Below are 16,007 nucleotides of genomic sequence, written 5' to 3' on the forward strand. Positions count from 1 at the left end.
GAAATATTAAAATTTATTCTTTTCTTCAATCCATAGGGACATATATTTTGTGCTTTGCATCGTGTGATGCAATAAGATCTGACTAATAAAGTTTTGTTGTCGATGCCTATCAATCTGTACTTTTAGTAATGATAGGTTCGTCATAAAGTCCGATTGGTACTTTTGTTTTTCGTAACGTTCGTTTATGATACGGATGCCATGTGCTTGTGCTGTGTTCCAGAGGTTCTCATTTTCATATAGTTCAGCGGTTTTTCGGCAGAAGGCTTCGGGATTATCTTCGATAAAACCATTCCAGGCTAAATTACCTTTCATGGCTTCCGCTCCAACTGTTGTGGTGATGGATGGTGTGCCTGTCTGCATGGCGTCGATGAACTTTCCTTTGACTCCAGCTCCGAATTGGATCGGGGCGACCAGTAGACGGTAGTTCTCCATCGTAAGCCGCGCTGATTCTGCTCTGCCTTTAATGAAGAAGTTTTCTTTTGGATTGTTTAATTGAAGGACCTTTTGTGTTGCATAAGCGCCATAAATATGGAGTTCAACCTGAGGCAGCAGCTTTCTTAAGTGTGGCCAGATTTGGGTTTTTAGATATTGTACCGTATGCCAATTCGGCTCATGAATAAAGTTTCCGATAAATAGTAAGTTCTTGCGTTCTCCGAATGTTTTCCATTGTTTAATTTCGGTTGAACCGATTTCATTTTCGAGGAATGGAAGATAATAAAGGATATCGGGTGAAATTCGAAAGACTTCGATGAGGAGCTTCATTTCCGATTCGGAAATAATCAATGATAGATCGCAGCGTAGAATCGAGGCTATTTCCCGTTTAGCAGTATCGGTAAACAATTCTTGAAAAGAGAAGTCTCCTTTATTTTTAACGCAGGTATGTCTCGCTTGTCGCAGAAAATGTAGATCTTCCGTGTCGAGTACACGGAGTGCATTTGGACAATGCTGGGCGACACGCCAACCATATTGTTCTTCAACCATAAAACGATCAAAAACAACAATATCGGGCTGTAGTTTAGCAATGAACTCGTCAAAGCTGTTGCTATTGAGTACAATTGCCTGTTCATGTATTCCGAGAGACTGCAAAGCGGCGCTATAGGGCGATTTGGCAGCAGCTGAAGCAAATGTAATATGATAAGAGCGATTGATGAACGTGTCAATTAATTGCATCATGCGAAAACCCGCAGCAGAAGATGTTGGCTCTGGCCACACAAGTCCGATGAACAAAACCTTTTTATCTTTCATGCTGGAAAATTACTGATTAATGTGAAAAGAATTGACGAAAAATTAACAATTAGTCATTTTCAAACGATTAGCTTTATTTTAGTGTTTATAATATACTTCAAGGTTATTTATTATTAACGACCATATGGCCAAAACTATTGCTCAACGGATTCAACATTTTTCACCAAAGACCTATTGGAAGGAACTAATAGCCGTTTTGGTTATCTTATTGGCCTTTGTATTTTTTAGAAATGAAAGGAAGGAGCTTGCTGCAATTATTCCGCAATTGCGGGCGTCCAATCTAACCTGGGTTGCAGTCGGCGTCGGGATTACGTTAGTATACATTGTTCTTCAGGGATTAATGTATGTACAGAGCTTTAAGGCGATCGGCCTTTCCATTAATCTGAGGATTGCAATTGACCTGTTCTTGAAACGGAATCTACTCAGTGTGTTTCTGCCTGCAGGAGGGATTAGTTCTTTGGCATATACTACAACGCAGTTGCGGAAAAGGAATTTAAATACGACCCAAATTCACCAAGCAGGGGCTTTATATGGCTACGTTGGGTTGCTAACGGTCTTTTTGATTGGTGTGCCCGTGATATTGTACACAGTCTGGCATAACAAAAATTTTGGGGATGCCTGGATTTCATTGCTGGTTTTGGGACTGCTTCTGGGGGTCGTATTTTGGCTCGTATGGTCTTTTCGAACGCACAAAGGTATCTATCGCTGGGTCGAATTAAAATTTCCTGCTGTAGCTTCTAATATCGATGAAATATTCTCAGGGGAGGTCAAGTTAAAATATTTGTTCGGTACCATGTTCGCATCCATGGTCGTCGAATGCTGCGGTATCGCGCACGCATTTGTGAGCATGTATGCCCTTGGTTTAGACCACTCTTTTGAGGCTGCGGCTATTGCTTATACTGTTTCGGTCGTGTTGATGATTGTTTCTCCTTTTCTACGAGGACTTGGGGCGGTTGAGCTGACTATGCTGTATATTTTTAAAGCATATGGTTATTCACAGGCAGAAGGACTGGGCATTACTATTCTATACCGCGCGTTTGAGTTTTGGCTCCCGTTAATTTTGGGACTTCTGGCATTCGCATGGCGTGGAAAACAGCTGCTGGCCCGTATTGGACCTGCACTGCTGATCTTTTTCTTAGGAATGGTGAATCTCGTCTCTGTATTGACACCGCCTTTGGCGGACAGGATGAAACTTGATCGTTTTTATTTGCCTTTAGAAGCCATTCATGCTTCTAAGTTCATGGTTTTGGTTTTGGGTTTGGGGTTATTGGTTACTTCGGCCTATTTAATTAAAGGTTTTCGGATCGCATTTTGGATTGCTGTGGTTTTTAGTGCGCTGTCGTTTTTTGGGCATGTGTTTAAAGCTTTGGACTATGAAGAGGCCTCAGTAGCGTTACTGACCTTGGTTTTATTGGCGATAAGCTATAAGCAATATCGGATCAAAAGTAATATTCGTTGGGTAAGAATTGGATTTATTACCTTTTTTGTGGCCTTGATAGCGATCTGCCTATTTGATGTATTGAGTTTTAATTTTATTGATAAACAGCATTTTGGTTTAGACTTTACCTGGCGACAATCAATTTACCATACTGCGCGAAGTTTCTTGCTATTTTCAGATGATGAACTGATGCCCCAAACGGCTTTTGGACAGGAGTTTCTGCGGATCACACAAGTTTTGGGACTTTTCTGCTGGTTTCTGTTGATTTACGCACTTGCGCGTCCTCGTCTGATTGATGATGAAGATTCTAGTAAGTCTGAAATCGAAAGGGCAGAACAATTATTGCTTGAGTTTGGGCAATCTCCGATGGACTTCTTTAAATTGGGAAAAGATAAGAGTCTGTTCTTTTCAGAAGTATCGGAGGGCTTCACAGCTTATCGTCTGGCAAACGAGTTTGCAATCGTTCTAGATGAGCCTGTCTGCGAACAAGGGGATAAGGAAGAGCTGGTTCAGGAGTTTGATGAATACTGTTATGCAAATGGATTAAAAGCCATTTATTATCGCGTTGATGAAAATAGTTTGGTTCATTTTTCATCACTACGTAAACAGAAGATCACCATTGGGCAGGAGGCCGTATTAGAATTAGATGCATTTAAGCTCGAGGGGAAAGACCGTAAATCATTACGTAATGGGCTGAACGCAATTCAAAAAAAGGGGTTTACGACAGAAGTCTTGAAAGCTCCTCAAACAAGGGAAATTATCGATCAGCTTAAGGTTATCTCCAACGAATGGCTAAAAGAATTTGATAAAAAGGAAATGGTTTTTTCGCAAGGCATGTTTGACGAAAGGGAGTTGATCTCGCAGGATATTATTGTGCTGAAAAATGATACAAATCAAATCGTAGCATTTTTGAATATTGTTCCCGACTACGCGAAAGATGAGTGTACTTATGATATGATCAGAAAGTCTCTAGAGGCCCCAGGCGGAAGTATGGACGCGTTGATTGTTGAGCTTATCAACTATGCTAAACAAAAACAGTATGTCTACCTGAATTTGGGAATGGTACCAATGACAGGCCTGGGGTCAACGGACAGTCCGGCCGAAAAAATAATGAAGTTTGCGTCGACGCGATTGGGAAACTTCAAGCATTACCATAGCCTGCGCGACTTTAAGGAGAAGTATGCGACATTTTGGGAAAATAAATACCTTATATTTGATAATGACTTTGATCTTATACAGCTTCCTGTAGCATTGGTCAAAGTGATGAAACCGTATGAATAGGTTGATAGAGCTCTCGTACAGATGAAAAAATTAACTACGTTATTTATAATTGGGAGCATAGCATTTCATGCTTTTGCACAACAACGTTTGATTGACATGAAATATTGGAATAATAAAGCCATACTGCCTTTGGTGCTCTATTTGAGTGGAGATGGCGGTTTCAATTCGTTCTCAAACAAACTCTGTGAGCTGATTGCTGGGGCCGGATATACAGTTGCCGCTATTGATTCTAAAAATTATTTCTGGAAGAAGAAAAGCCCAAAAGAGATTGCTGCTGATGTTTCGAATACTCTCAAAAATTTGCTGTCTTCGCGACAAAACACGCGTCTTTTTGTTGTAGGATATTCCTTTGGGGCAGATGCAGTGCCCTTTATTATCAACCGGCTAGATCCCGGCGTTAAAAAAAATGTCAAAAGCATTGTGTTATTGGAGCCATCGGTATCGACAGATCTGGAGATCCATATCGCCGATATTTTGGGGCGGAGCAATACAAAGCGCAGCCTTGATGTTGTTGATGAGATTAATCGTATGGAAGGCATCAAAATGGGGTTAATCCTTGGCGATGATGAGGCTGACTTCCCAATACAAAAGATAACACTCAAGAATTTTACAAAAAAACACCTTGCTGGGGGACATCATTTTAGTGGTAACGAAGAGCAGGTCGCTAAGAATATTGTCGCACTCTTCTAAACATTCAGCTCTTTCTTTGTGGGGCTCTTAATGAGAATTTAATTTGAGGATTCAAACAGCGATTTACTTTTTTATGAACTTGAAGGACTTTAAAATCTCATATTTCTTATCCTAGATCAAATAAATTGAAGAAAGAAGATGGTAATTTTGATATAGAATTTAAATAGACAAAAATGGAATTAGGAATAGGAATGTTTGGCGACTCCAGGATAGATCCTGTTACAGGGCAGATCCAGGCTGCACAAGATAGAATGAAAGAAATTATTGAAGAGATCAAACTTATGGATCAAGTGGGACTGGATTTCTTTGGAATAGGCGAACATCATCGGGCAGATTATGCTGTTGCAGCGCCTGAAATTATCTTGGCCGCTGCTTCTACCGTTACGAAAAATATTAAATTGGGCAGCGCTGTTTCGGTATTGAGTTCTGCTGATCCAGTCAAATTGTTCCAGGATTTTGCTACCGTCGACCTTTTATCCAATGGACGCGCTGAGCTCATGGCTGGAAGAGGATCCTTCATTGAATCCTTCCCTTTATTTGGTTATGATTTGAAAGATTATTCCGAGTTGTTTGAAGAGAAACTTGAGCTTTTGCTTTGTTTGAATAAGCAAAATCCGATAACTTGGAAAGGAAATTTTAGAGCGCCATTAATCAATCAAGAAGTTTTTCCTCGGCCTAAAAATGGAACGCTACCAATTTGGGTGGCTGTAGGGGGGACAACTTCTTCGGTTATCCGCGCTGGGAAATTGGGCTTGCCTGTGATGTTCGCAATCATTGGCGGTATGTACGAGAGCTTCGATCATTTGTTTGAAATGTATCGTCAAGCTTACGAGGACAATGGACATGATATGGCTAACTTTCAAGTAGGTGTGCACATGCATGCGTTCTTTGGTGAAAACAATGCTCAGGTGGCAGATTACTATTATCCGATTTATTCTGCACAGATGGACCGTATAGGAGCAAGTCGTGGTTGGCCTCCATACCAACGCACACAATATGACTTTGGAAGATCTTCAAGAGGGCACCTAATTGTGGGGGACGCTGCTTATGCTGTAGATAAAATCTTGCAAATACATGAGAAGTTTGGATTGACACGTTTCTCTGCTCATATGGATGTGGGTGCTCCAGGACATAAAGAAATGTTGCGATCTATAGAGATTTATGGTGAAAAAATAGCGCCGGAAATTAGAAAGGCGCTTCACAAAGGTGCCTAAAGAAACATTATCATTTTTTTAACATTCAGATATTCGCTACCTTTGTGGTATAAATCATTTTAGAGAGTAAGATGCTTGGATTAAAGTTATTGACAGATCCGCGATGGGCAAACATCGCAGAAGGTAATTTAGAGGAGATTTTGACAGATCATGCATGGTGTGAACAAAAGGCTGCTTCAAATGCAATATCATTAATTACAAACAATTCAGAGCACGAAGATTTAGTACATGAACTGACAGCAATCGCTATCGAAGAAATGGAACATTTTAAGATGGTGATTGATATCATCAAAGAACGCGGTTATACATTAGGCCGTGAACGCAAAGATGATTATGTGGGTCAATTGATGAAATTCTCTAAAAAAGACGGGAGCCGTAATATGGCTTTTATAGATCGTTTATTATTTGCGGCGATGATTGAAGCCCGTAGTTGTGAGCGTTTTAGAGTTTTGTCGCAAAATATTCAAGATAAAGAATTGGCAAAGTTTTACCATGATTTAATGGTTTCTGAAGCAAATCATTATACTACATTTTTAAATTTTGCACGTAAATATACCGTAGATGTTGATGTTGAAAAGCGTTGGAAGGAGTGGTTGGATTTTGAAGGGGAGCTGATTCAGTCATACGGAAGTAAAGAGGCCATTCATGGCTAACAGGATCTCGCTCCTACCTATTTTAAAACACATACATAACAGTTGTCCCGTTCTATTTCTTAGAACGGGATTTTTTGTCACTTAATTATTCTTATCTTTGTACCGTGATTGAAAAAAGTAAAATAATAGATATCAGGAGTTTGTCTTTGGAACAGATCAAAGATCAACTTATAGCGTTGGGGGAGCAAGGCTTTCGTGCAAAGCAGATTTATGAATGGCTTTGGGTAAAGTCCTGTGTAGATTTTGATCAGATGAGTAATCTGAGTAAGCCCCTCCGCGAGAAGCTGAAAGAGAATTTTACGATTAACGCAGTTACAGTTAAAGAATCCCAAATCAGCTCTGATAAAACAATTAAAAGTAGTTTTTGGCTGTATGACAACAATATTATTGAGGGGGTGTTGATACCGGCTCCAGAGCGAATGACTGCTTGTGTAAGCTCACAAGTAGGCTGTAGCTTGACCTGTAAGTTTTGCGCAACAGGATATATGGATCGCAAAAGAAACCTCAATGCAGATGAGATTTATGATCAGGTGGTTCTGATCAGTAAACAGGCAGAAGAAAACTATGGCCAACCATTGACAAATATTGTTTATATGGGAATGGGAGAACCCCTGTTGAACTATGCGAATATGATGAAGTCTGTTGAGCGTATTACAGCTCCAGACGGATTGAATATGGCTGCGAAACGAATTACTGTTTCCACCGCTGGCATCGCAAAAATGATTAAGAAACTTGGAGATGATCAGGTGCGTTTTAACCTCGCGCTTTCTTTGCATGCTGCAAATGATAAAAAACGGAATGAGATTATGCCTATCAATGAGCAGAACTCGCTCAAAGCACTGGCCGAGGCCCTCAAATATTTTTATGCCAAGACAAAGAACCCAATCACATTCGAATATATTGTCTTTAACAATTTCAATGATGAATTGGAGGATGCAAAAGAGCTTGCTAAGTTCTGTAAACATGTTCCTTGTAAAGTCAATCTGATTGAATATAATCCTATTGCACTGGCAGATTTTTTGAATGCCGAAGCTGATAAAATCGAAGTGTTTGCAAATTATCTTAAAAGTCAGGGGATCATTACGAATGTAAGACGTAGCCGTGGCAAAGATATTGATGCTGCCTGTGGACAATTAGCCATCAAGGATAAGAAAAAAGAGGAATCCGAAGCTTAATCTGGTCAATTGTTCCTATCTTTAATAGGAGAATTAACCAGATGAAAACCGAATTAAATAAGCTTTTTGGTGATTTTGTATCTATATTTTTTCCGAGAGAATGTGGCTGTTGCGGTTGTGTGCTTAAATATCAGGAAAAGTTTATTTGTATAGCATGCGATTTCCATTTGCCTTACACCAACTTTCACGAGTACTCAGACAATGATACAGCTAGGCAACTATGGGGAAAAGCTCCTGTGGAAGAGGCCTGTTCTTTCTTTTTGTTGCAAAAAGATAGTCGCGTCGAGCATCTAATTTATCAGATCAAATATAATAAACAGCCTTTCCTAGCCGAATATTTTGGCTATCAATACGGCTTAAAATTACTAAAAGTACAGGCGTACCAAGGCATAGATTTTATTGTTCCCGTCCCGCTGCACAGTAGCAAATTCCGAAAAAGAGGATACAATCAATCCACTTACTTCGGCAGGGGATTGTCCAGAGCGATGGAAATCCCTTTACGGGAAGATATTTTGATCAGAAAGAAAGCGACAATTAGCCAGACAGGTAAAGGGCGGCTCGACCGGTACGAAAATGTAAACGATGTCTTCGATTGCCAGCCCACTGTACTAATGGCTAATGTGCACATTTTACTGGTGGACGATGTGTTGACAACAGGTGCAACAATTGTTTCAGCAGCATTAACGCTTCTGGCTTCTTTTGATTGTCGGGTATCTATTGTTACTTTGGCAAGAGCCTAGCCGATCATGCTATCCCATAGGACATGAATTCATTTAATTATCATGAGAAATAGAACCCATAATCCGTCCGGATAAAGTGAGTCCCAATAATTTGGGGAACTTATATATTCGGGGTGTTTACCTTCAATAGAAATGACGATGTCAAAAGGACTTCCATAGAAAGCTTAGTTCCGTCTGTTGACAAAGTTTAAGAGATAGGCGAATCCTGCCATACCTATTCCGATCGTGTCTGCAAATAAATCCCACCAGTCACCGCTGCGATAAGTAAAGATATAAAGCTGAAGTAATTCTGTCAGCCCTGCAAATAAAAATCCGAGGATAGAAACAATAAAGACTGGAAGCCAGCGGGTTGGTTTGCCGCTAAATTGTTGGATCACCCCATTGTACAATAGCGTGCAGAAGACAAAGAACATACCGCAATGAACTAATTTATCCATACCTGGATAGGCGGGGACTGCATCAAAATTGTTGCCTGGGAGTGTGCATAAGATAATAACTATGATGGCCCAAATAAAACACCATTTATAGTCTAGCAAGATTTTAATCATGGCGATAAATATCCAAAAATTTCCTGATAGAAATAAAAATATTATTTATTTAAAAATTATCACACTGTAAATCAGTTGTTTAGTTGTATTGTTTTGTTTTGTATGGTACTATGTATTGCATGGTACCATAAAATACATATATCTTTGTATTGTTATGATAGCTGAAAATACACAAATCCAAATGAGGAAGGGGATACTTGAATATTGTATCCTATCCATAATTTCTCGAGGAGAAATTTATGCCTCCGATATTATCAGCGAACTGAAGAAAGCTCAATTATTGGTTGTGGAAGGAACCTTATATCCGCTTTTAACACGTCTAAAGAATAATGGACTGTTAAGCTATATATGGAAGGAGTCGACTTCAGGTCCGCCTAGAAAATATTATGAAATCACCCAAGAAGGGTTAGAAGTCCTTTCACGGCTAGATGTTACCTGGAATGAGCTCGTGTTTGCTGTAAACACGTCATTGGTGGGTAGAAACAATGATTCAACTAAACCAGTTAAAGATAATAACGATGAATAAGACAATAATTATCAACATAAATAGTATCGTCTTCCATATTGAAGAGGATGCTTATGAGGTGCTTCGCTCCTACATGATTGATATAAAGAAGCACTTTGGACAATCGGAAGATAGTAAGGAGATTTTAGAAGACATCGAGAATCGTATTTCTGAGATGTTTACCGAAAAGATTCAGGCGGGCAGCAAAGAAGTTCTGAATATGGACGATGTGAATGCTGTTATAGAGCAAATGGGGAGCGTCAGCGATTTCGAATCTGAAGATCAGGATGGTTATGCGTCTTTTCAGCGCCAGCCGAATGCAGACGGTTTTAAAGTAGGGAAGAAGTTGATGCGGGACCCTGATGACAAAGTGTTCAGCGGAGTATGTAGCGGACTGGGGCACTTTTTTGGCATCGAAGCTAAATGGGTTAGGTTACTATTCGCTTTATTTGTTGTGATCGGGGGATCAGGTGTGCTTGTCTATGTCATCCTATGGATCGTCATGCCGCTGGCTGTAACCCGTGCAGATAAGATGGAAATGCGTGGGGAAGCACCGAACATTCAGAACTTCAAACGTTCTTTTGATGAAGAAATGAGCGGGGTAAGGGATTCCTTTTCGAGGGGAATGGATCGTACCGGTGATGGTGTTGCTAAACTATTGCAGGTCTTTGTGAAAGTCATCGGTGTATTCTTTGTTATTATCGTCGGGTTGACGCTCATCGGATTGATCATTGGGCTTATCTTCTTTGCCTTGGCTATTGTGAACGTAATTCCTGACGTCATGGACGATTCTGGTCCTTTCTACCTCATGAATCCGAGTGATGTACCTTTCGCTTTGATCGCGGGTTTCTTGGCCATTTTTATCCCTTTTGCTGGATTGTTCTATTTGCTTCTCCGTGTTCTCTTCGAGAAAAAACCGATGAACAATTATTTGACCACGACTTTATTCTTGGTATGGTTGGCATCGATTGGAGCGATTATTTATTATTCGACATCTGTAGCGAAAGAATTTAGAGAATCAAGTACGATCGTTGAAGAGAAGCCCTTGCAAAAACAAAACATTTATTATTTGAATGAAAATGACGTCAGGGTAATTCGATTAAAAAATGGTGTAAGAAGTGATATCGGTATTAAAAATGAAAACGTTTCAACCTATTTGAGGCGTAATATCCGTATTCGAATTGAGCGTATTGACTCCTTGCAAGAACCTTATGTGCGCTACGAGTATTCGGCAAAAGGAAATACATATAAAGCAGCCACTGATAGAGCCGGTAAAATTAATTATGCCTTGAGACAGGATAGTACATTATTGACCTTCGATAATGCTTTCCAATTGAATGAAGGCGAACTTTATCGGGATCAGGAAGTTAATATTACCTTATTCCTTCCTGTGGGTACAAAATTGGTCATTAATGATCATCTGGAAGATAAATTAAGAGATATCTCATTCTACGAGTGCAGAGATCGCTATAAGGAAGATTTAAATGATGTAAAGGATGTTGAATTTGTGGTTACTTCCCTTGGACTGAAATGTGCTTTAGCTCCAAGAGATTCCGATGAAAGTGAAGACCATAACGCAAGTGAAAATGAAGTAGTTGCAAATGATACTTCTATTGTTATCCGCAGGGACACAATTATCAATGTCAAAAAAGATGGTGTTACCATCGAGACAAAAAAGAAATAATATAAAATATGTCTTCCGCCTTCGGTCGGAAGACATATTATTGAAGCTGTAACCAATCGAAAACAGCGCTGAACGTTGTGTGATAAGCTTATTTAATACCATCAGAAGTAAATGCCATTACACCTATTTATAATCGAATGAAAAGATATTTTTACCTATTACTCTTAAATTTTTTAATGGCTTCCTTTGCCTGTGCGCAAGTGAAAGTTACAGGCAAGGTACATGTGGAAAATAATGTGCCTTTGGCCTCTGCAACGGCTTATCTGATGAAGGCAAAGACAACTGTTATTATGAAAGCTGTTGTTACAGACGGAAATGGAGAATACCATTTTTCGGATATAAAAGATGGAAGTTATTATATTGATGTCAAAATGGTTGGGTACACTGCCAATAAGAGCAACGTATTTAATATCAGTAAATCAGATTACAAGGTCCCAGCGATCCTGCTGAACACAGACACACGAAAATTGCAGGAAGTTGCCGTAGAGGGTAAGCGGCCGATGGTTGAAAGCAAGCCTGGTAAACTGGTTTTAAATGTGGAAAATTCTCCCTTGGCCGCAGGGAATAATGCCTTAGATATTGTACAGCGGGCTCCTGGAGTGAGCTTAGATAACAATAATAATCTACAGTTGATGGGGCAATCTGGTGTATCAGTGACCATCGATGGGCGGCAGACCTATATGTCCGGCGAACAGTTGGTGAATTTTTTGAAGAGTACGGATGGCAATCAGATTAAGTCCGTCGAAGTAATTACCACTCGTGCAGCAAAAGATGACGCTGAGGGGGCAGTGGGAACAATTAATATTGTACTCAAAAAAAATCGGATGGAAGGTTTTAACGGAACCTTTAACATGACGGCAGGGAGGGGAGAAAAATTCAGAGGGAATAGCTCCTTATCCTTAAACTATAAGAAGAATAATACGACAGTATTTGGGTCGTATGCGTATTCGGATGAAAAAAGCCACCGGAAGCTCCTACTTGATCGTGTTATTCAGAATAAAGGTGAAAAGACCTATTTTAAACAAAGGTCAATATTGGATGAAAAGGAACAGAACCATTCCTATCGCTTCGGTGTTGAGCAAAGGACATCGGCCAGAAACACGTTAACCGTGCAGTTTAATGGATCGAATAATATCGAATACAATGATAATGATAGTAAGACCAATGTAGGAAAGTCTTTTACAACATTGGATTCGCTTTTAATTTCGACATCGCAGTTCAAAGAATTATTTGATCGTTACTCTGCTAATTTAAATAATGAGTTTAGAATTGATTCGAATGGCAGAAAACTTACCCTTGATTTGGATTGGAGTAAATTCAAAAGCAGTAAGCGGGTAAGCTATAATAATCAATATTTTGATGGTCAAATGGATGCGATTACTCCAGAGGAGATCCAACGCAGCAGAATGCCTATCGGAATCGATATCTATGTGGCCAAACTGGATTATGAACAACCCCTAACTAAGATTTCTAAGCTTGAAATGGGAGCAAAGTATTCTAACGTTACGTCGGATAACGACTTAACCTTTGAGGATTTTTTGAACAATTCTTGGATTAATAATGAAAAGCGTACGAATCATTTTGTTTATAAAGAGCAGATTGCCGCTGGATATATAGACTATAACAATACGATAGGAAAATGGGGGCTGAAGGTCGGAGCGAGAGGCGAATATACCTTTTCTGATGGAAACTCGTTGACCCTAAATAAGCAAGTGAAACGGAATTACTTTAAACTTTTTCCGAATGCAAATCTGACATATACACTTCATGAGAATCATATTCTTTCCTTAGGTTACGCAAGAAAAATCACCCGTCCTAATTACCGACAGTTGAATCCTTTTGATTATTTCATTGATAAACTAACCTTTGAACGTGGTAATCCTTACCTGAATCCGCAATTTTCCAATGAATTCACACTAAACTATACTTTAATGCAACGTTATAATGTGACATTGGGTATTAACGATGTGCGGGATGCGATTGTAGAGAGCATGGGGCAGGATTCAGTGCTGAAACAGACTTGGGTTATACGTGAAAATTTAGGTAAAAATCTGACGGCTTATCTGAATCTGAACATCCCGATTACAGTGTCCAAGATTTGGAGTATGAACAACAATATTACAGGCATCCATTTTAATTTTGATGGTATGGTGAGCGGTCATCCGTTGAAAAGGAAGTCATTTCTTTTGCAGGCGACATCAATGCATAATTTAAAAGTGGCGAAAAGTCTGTCGGCCAATGTTAACTTACGGTATTTCTCTCCTTTCAAATATAATGTATACGATATGAAGGCACGTTGGGATATGGAGGTGGGAGCGACAAAAACATTTAAAGATCAACGTAGTTCTTTGAAGTTGGCGGTGAGTGACTTGTTTAATACAGGGAATCAGAATCTGAAAACAAATTTCGGAGATTTTGACTCCAGTATCAGGCAATACCAGGATCGTCGTGTTGTTCGATTAACCTATTCATATAAATTTGGAAATTTAAAAAATAACTATCGTAAGAAAGATACGAGCAATGAAGAGAAAGAAAGAGCACAATAGGACTGGATTGTTTTTAAAATATGTAACCGTAGGAATGTCATATTCTTACGGTTTTTTTGGCATTGTCTGTTTCATATATTTAAGGTGTTCGGAGTACTTCACATAACTTATGAATCAGAAAGCATCTTTTTCTGTTTAGCTGTTATTGTTTAAGAAATGTGCCAAATTTTAATTAGTCATTTTTGACCAATTCGGTAGGCAATACACGAGTTTCAAATTCCGTAATGGGATATTTTGCTTCTATTAACTTAATAAGCAATTCTGTGGCAATTTTTCCCATTTCGAATGCAGGTTGGCGAATTGCGGTCACTTTGGCAGAAAATAGGTCCACAACGTTTGAATTTGTGAATCCTGCAATGGCGATACCTTGTGCAGGCTCGAAAGGCCTTTTTTTTATGACATGAAGATATCCTGTGGTTAATTTATCGCCGGAAATGAAGATAGCATCGAAACCAATGCGGAGAAGTTCCTCAACAGCCTTCTCAACTTCCTCTAAATGTAGTCCACCATGTTGACAATATTTTACCAAATTTGGGTCGAAATCGATATGATTTGCCATCAGGGCCTTTTTATAGCCAATTAATCGATCTTTCGTTATGGACAATGATTTAGAGTTTGTAAGGTGCGCAATTTTCTTCTTTCCAAGTGTTATGAGGTGCTGAGTTGCATCATAGGCTCCTTGTTGATTGTTTACGACAACTTTGTAGGTGTCGAACTGCTGTGGAATCCGATCAAAAAAGACAATTGGAAATCCTCTTTCTTTCAATTGATGTAGATAGGAGATGTCTTCAGTTTCCGAAGACAATGCAATCAGTAGTCCATCGATAGACCTAGAAGTTAGATATTCGACATTAAGTCGTTCCCGTTCCGAAGATTCGTGTGTTTGTGAAATAATAATCTGAAAGTTCTTGTCATAAGCGATGGATTCTACACCGTTTATGACTTGGGAGAAAAAATTATTAGCTATTTCGCTTACAATAACACCGATCGAGTGACTTCGCCGCTCCTTCAAACTCCTAGCGATAGGATTAGCACGATAGTTTATTTTTTTTGCGTATTCTAATACAATCTTTTTTGTTTCAGGACTTATTTCATAACTATCTCTCAAAGCTCTTGAGATCGTAGAAGTAGATAAATTGAGCGCTTTAGCAATATCTTTGATTGTATAGTTTTCGAATTTCATAATCGGCAAAATAGACTATAATATTAATCAAAAAAAATTACAAAACCTAATTTGCGGGCATATGCAAACGTTGCCGGCAACGTTTGCATGGATTTTTGCAGATACTCATGTGAGCAAGTAAAATATACTTAGTAAACTTGATCTTGATAACCACATGGAATCGTTTTTTCTATTATTATAAACATTTTGATGAAATGAAAAATTATGTTTTACTTTCAACTTTGTTAATCATATTGCTTTTTGCTTTTAAGCAACAAGAATACACCACAATCTATATTATTGGCGATTCAACAGCTGCAAATAAAGAAAGCCGAACTTTTCCTGAAACAGGGTGGGGAATGGCTTTTGCAAAGATGTTTAACCAACAAGTTAAAGTCGACAATCGAGCATTAAATGGGCGTAGTACCAAATCCTTTAAACAAGATATGGGCAAGGACGGGAGCATTATTAATCATTGGGAGCCTATTTTTGAAAACCTCCGTCGCGGAGATTATGTTTTTATCCAGTTTGGACATAATGACGAAAAAGTCGATAAACCCAATTTGGGAACTTCATTGGAGGAGTTTGAGCAGAATTTGATTTTCTATATTAATCAAACAAAGGAGAAAGGGGGAATTCCAGTTCTTTTAACACCAATAGCACGACGCAAATTTGAAAATGGCGTTCTCATCAAGACCCATGGACAATATCCAGCTGTTATCAGCAAAATTGCCCGAGACATGCAAATACCTTGTATTGACATGGAGGATCAGACAACATTACTTGTCAGGTCCTACGGAGAAGAAGGAAGTAAGAAATTATTTTTGCATGTGGACAGTGGTGATATGAATTATCCACAGGGAAAGAAAGATGATACACATTTGAATACCTTTGGCGCCAATGAAGTGGCGAAGCTAGTTGCTAAGGGGATTCGCGAATTGCAGTTACCTATTCAGACAAATTTGATTGTGAAGTAACTTTATAGGGTGCTATAAAATCAGAAAGAATCGTAAACTCAAATTAATTTGATCGACAGAGGGGAAGGCTTGTCCTAACAAGATGCAGGTGATATGAAAAAATGCTTGGAAAATTTCTGAAAAAATGGATTTTCGGAAAAAAGCGACAT

The 16,007-nt window shown here is 39.1% G+C and carries 13 protein-coding genes; 10 read left to right on the top strand and 3 right to left on the bottom strand.

Features of this window, described 5'->3' with window-relative positions; all coding sequences use genetic code 11:
* Positions 1 to 6: 6 nt before the first annotated feature.
* Complete coding sequence (locus B3C94_RS05875) at positions 7 to 1,245, bottom strand: glycosyltransferase (protein ID WP_293900439.1); 1,239 nt, start codon at positions 1,243 to 1,245, stop codon at positions 7 to 9.
* Positions 1,246 to 1,369: 124 nt separating this feature from the next.
* Here B3C94_RS05875 and B3C94_RS05880 point away from each other — a divergent pair, with 124 nt between their 5' ends.
* The 6 genes from B3C94_RS05880 to B3C94_RS05905 all read left to right on the top strand — a co-directional run bounded on the left by B3C94_RS05880 (position 1,370) and on the right by B3C94_RS05905 (position 8,436).
* Positions 1,370 to 3,964 carry a phosphatidylglycerol lysyltransferase domain-containing protein gene (locus tag B3C94_RS05880; protein WP_293900442.1) on the top strand — a complete coding sequence of 865 codons (2,595 nt, stop codon included), beginning with the start codon at positions 1,370 to 1,372 and terminating at the stop codon, positions 3,962 to 3,964.
* 21 nt (positions 3,965 to 3,985) lie between these two features.
* Positions 3,986 to 4,654 carry an AcvB/VirJ family lysyl-phosphatidylglycerol hydrolase gene (locus B3C94_RS05885; RefSeq protein WP_293900445.1) on the top strand — a complete coding sequence of 223 codons (669 nt, stop codon included), beginning with the start codon at positions 3,986 to 3,988 and terminating at the stop codon, positions 4,652 to 4,654.
* Positions 4,655 to 4,827: 173 nt separating this feature from the next.
* Complete coding sequence (locus B3C94_RS05890) at positions 4,828 to 5,868, top strand: Atu2307/SP_0267 family LLM class monooxygenase (protein WP_293900448.1); 1,041 nt, start codon at positions 4,828 to 4,830, stop codon at positions 5,866 to 5,868.
* Between the two features lie 71 nt (positions 5,869 to 5,939).
* A complete protein-coding gene (locus tag B3C94_RS05895) occupies positions 5,940 to 6,521 on the top strand; it encodes a tRNA-(ms[2]io[6]A)-hydroxylase (RefSeq protein ID WP_293900451.1) in 582 nt (193 codons plus the stop codon).
* Between the two features lie 74 nt (positions 6,522 to 6,595).
* Positions 6,596 to 7,696, top strand: a complete 1,101-nt coding sequence (gene rlmN / locus B3C94_RS05900) for a 23S rRNA (adenine(2503)-C(2))-methyltransferase RlmN (protein WP_414712639.1) — start codon at positions 6,596 to 6,598, stop codon at positions 7,694 to 7,696.
* A gap of 41 nt (positions 7,697 to 7,737) precedes the next feature.
* Positions 7,738 to 8,436: a ComF family protein gene (locus tag B3C94_RS05905; protein ID WP_293900454.1), complete on the top strand. Its 699-nt coding sequence runs from the start codon at positions 7,738 to 7,740 to the stop codon at positions 8,434 to 8,436.
* A 164-nt stretch (positions 8,437 to 8,600) separates the two neighbouring features.
* Here the strand turns inward: B3C94_RS05905 and B3C94_RS05910 are convergent, their stop codons facing one another.
* On the bottom strand, positions 8,601 to 8,984 hold the full coding sequence (locus B3C94_RS05910) for a VanZ family protein (RefSeq protein WP_293900457.1): 384 nt from the start codon (positions 8,982 to 8,984) through the stop codon (positions 8,601 to 8,603).
* A 154-nt stretch (positions 8,985 to 9,138) separates the two neighbouring features.
* Between B3C94_RS05910 and B3C94_RS05915 the strand changes: the two genes are divergently transcribed.
* The 3 genes from B3C94_RS05915 (at position 9,139) to B3C94_RS05925 (ending at position 13,719) form a co-directional block, all read left to right on the top strand.
* Positions 9,139 to 9,510 (top strand): PadR family transcriptional regulator, encoded by a 372-nt coding sequence (locus B3C94_RS05915; protein WP_046673104.1) that lies wholly within the window; start codon positions 9,139 to 9,141, stop codon positions 9,508 to 9,510.
* Positions 9,503 to 11,173 (top strand): PspC domain-containing protein, encoded by a 1,671-nt coding sequence (locus tag B3C94_RS05920; RefSeq protein ID WP_293900460.1) that lies wholly within the window; start codon positions 9,503 to 9,505, stop codon positions 11,171 to 11,173. Before B3C94_RS05915 ends, B3C94_RS05920 begins: the two co-directional genes overlap by 8 nt.
* 137 nt (positions 11,174 to 11,310) lie before the next feature.
* Entirely contained in the window at positions 11,311 to 13,719 is a 2,409-nt protein-coding gene (locus B3C94_RS05925; RefSeq protein ID WP_293900463.1) for an outer membrane beta-barrel family protein, read from the top strand.
* 172 nt (positions 13,720 to 13,891) lie between these two features.
* On the opposite strand, the gene B3C94_RS05930 is transcribed toward B3C94_RS05925, so the two are convergent.
* Complete coding sequence (locus B3C94_RS05930) at positions 13,892 to 14,902, bottom strand: LacI family DNA-binding transcriptional regulator (RefSeq protein ID WP_293900466.1); 1,011 nt, start codon at positions 14,900 to 14,902, stop codon at positions 13,892 to 13,894.
* 194 nt (positions 14,903 to 15,096) lie between these two features.
* Between B3C94_RS05930 and B3C94_RS05935 the strand changes: the two genes are divergently transcribed.
* Positions 15,097 to 15,858, top strand: a complete 762-nt coding sequence (locus B3C94_RS05935; protein WP_293900469.1) for a rhamnogalacturonan acetylesterase — start codon at positions 15,097 to 15,099, stop codon at positions 15,856 to 15,858.
* The last annotated feature ends 149 nt before the right edge of the window (positions 15,859 to 16,007 follow it).

The sequence above is a fragment of the Sphingobacterium sp. UBA5670 genome (genome assembly GCF_002420705.1).
Taxonomy (GTDB): Bacteria; Bacteroidota; Bacteroidia; order Sphingobacteriales; family Sphingobacteriaceae; genus Sphingobacterium.

Bases quoted from the DNA above. Each gene is read 5' to 3' on its own strand.
- B3C94_RS05935 (WP_293900469.1), top strand. From the start codon at position 15,097: ATGAAAAATTATGTTTTACTTTCAACTTTGTTAATCATATTGCTTTTT.
- B3C94_RS05910 (WP_293900457.1), bottom strand. From the start codon at position 8,984: ATGATTAAAATCTTGCTAGACTATAAATGGTGTTTTATTTGGGCCATC.
- B3C94_RS05885 (WP_293900445.1), top strand. From the start codon at position 3,986: ATGAAAAAATTAACTACGTTATTTATAATTGGGAGCATAGCATTTCAT.
- B3C94_RS05875 (WP_293900439.1), bottom strand. From the start codon at position 1,245: ATGAAAGATAAAAAGGTTTTGTTCATCGGACTTGTGTGGCCAGAGCCA.
- B3C94_RS05925 (WP_293900463.1), top strand. From the start codon at position 11,311: ATGAAAAGATATTTTTACCTATTACTCTTAAATTTTTTAATGGCTTCC.
- B3C94_RS05920 (WP_293900460.1), top strand. From the start codon at position 9,503: ATGAATAAGACAATAATTATCAACATAAATAGTATCGTCTTCCATATT.
- B3C94_RS05880 (WP_293900442.1), top strand. From the start codon at position 1,370: ATGGCCAAAACTATTGCTCAACGGATTCAACATTTTTCACCAAAGACC.
- B3C94_RS05895 (WP_293900451.1), top strand. From the start codon at position 5,940: ATGCTTGGATTAAAGTTATTGACAGATCCGCGATGGGCAAACATCGCA.
- B3C94_RS05930 (WP_293900466.1), bottom strand. From the start codon at position 14,902: ATGAAATTCGAAAACTATACAATCAAAGATATTGCTAAAGCGCTCAAT.
- B3C94_RS05905 (WP_293900454.1), top strand. From the start codon at position 7,738: ATGAAAACCGAATTAAATAAGCTTTTTGGTGATTTTGTATCTATATTT.
- B3C94_RS05890 (WP_293900448.1), top strand. From the start codon at position 4,828: ATGGAATTAGGAATAGGAATGTTTGGCGACTCCAGGATAGATCCTGTT.
- B3C94_RS05915 (WP_046673104.1), top strand. From the start codon at position 9,139: ATGATAGCTGAAAATACACAAATCCAAATGAGGAAGGGGATACTTGAA.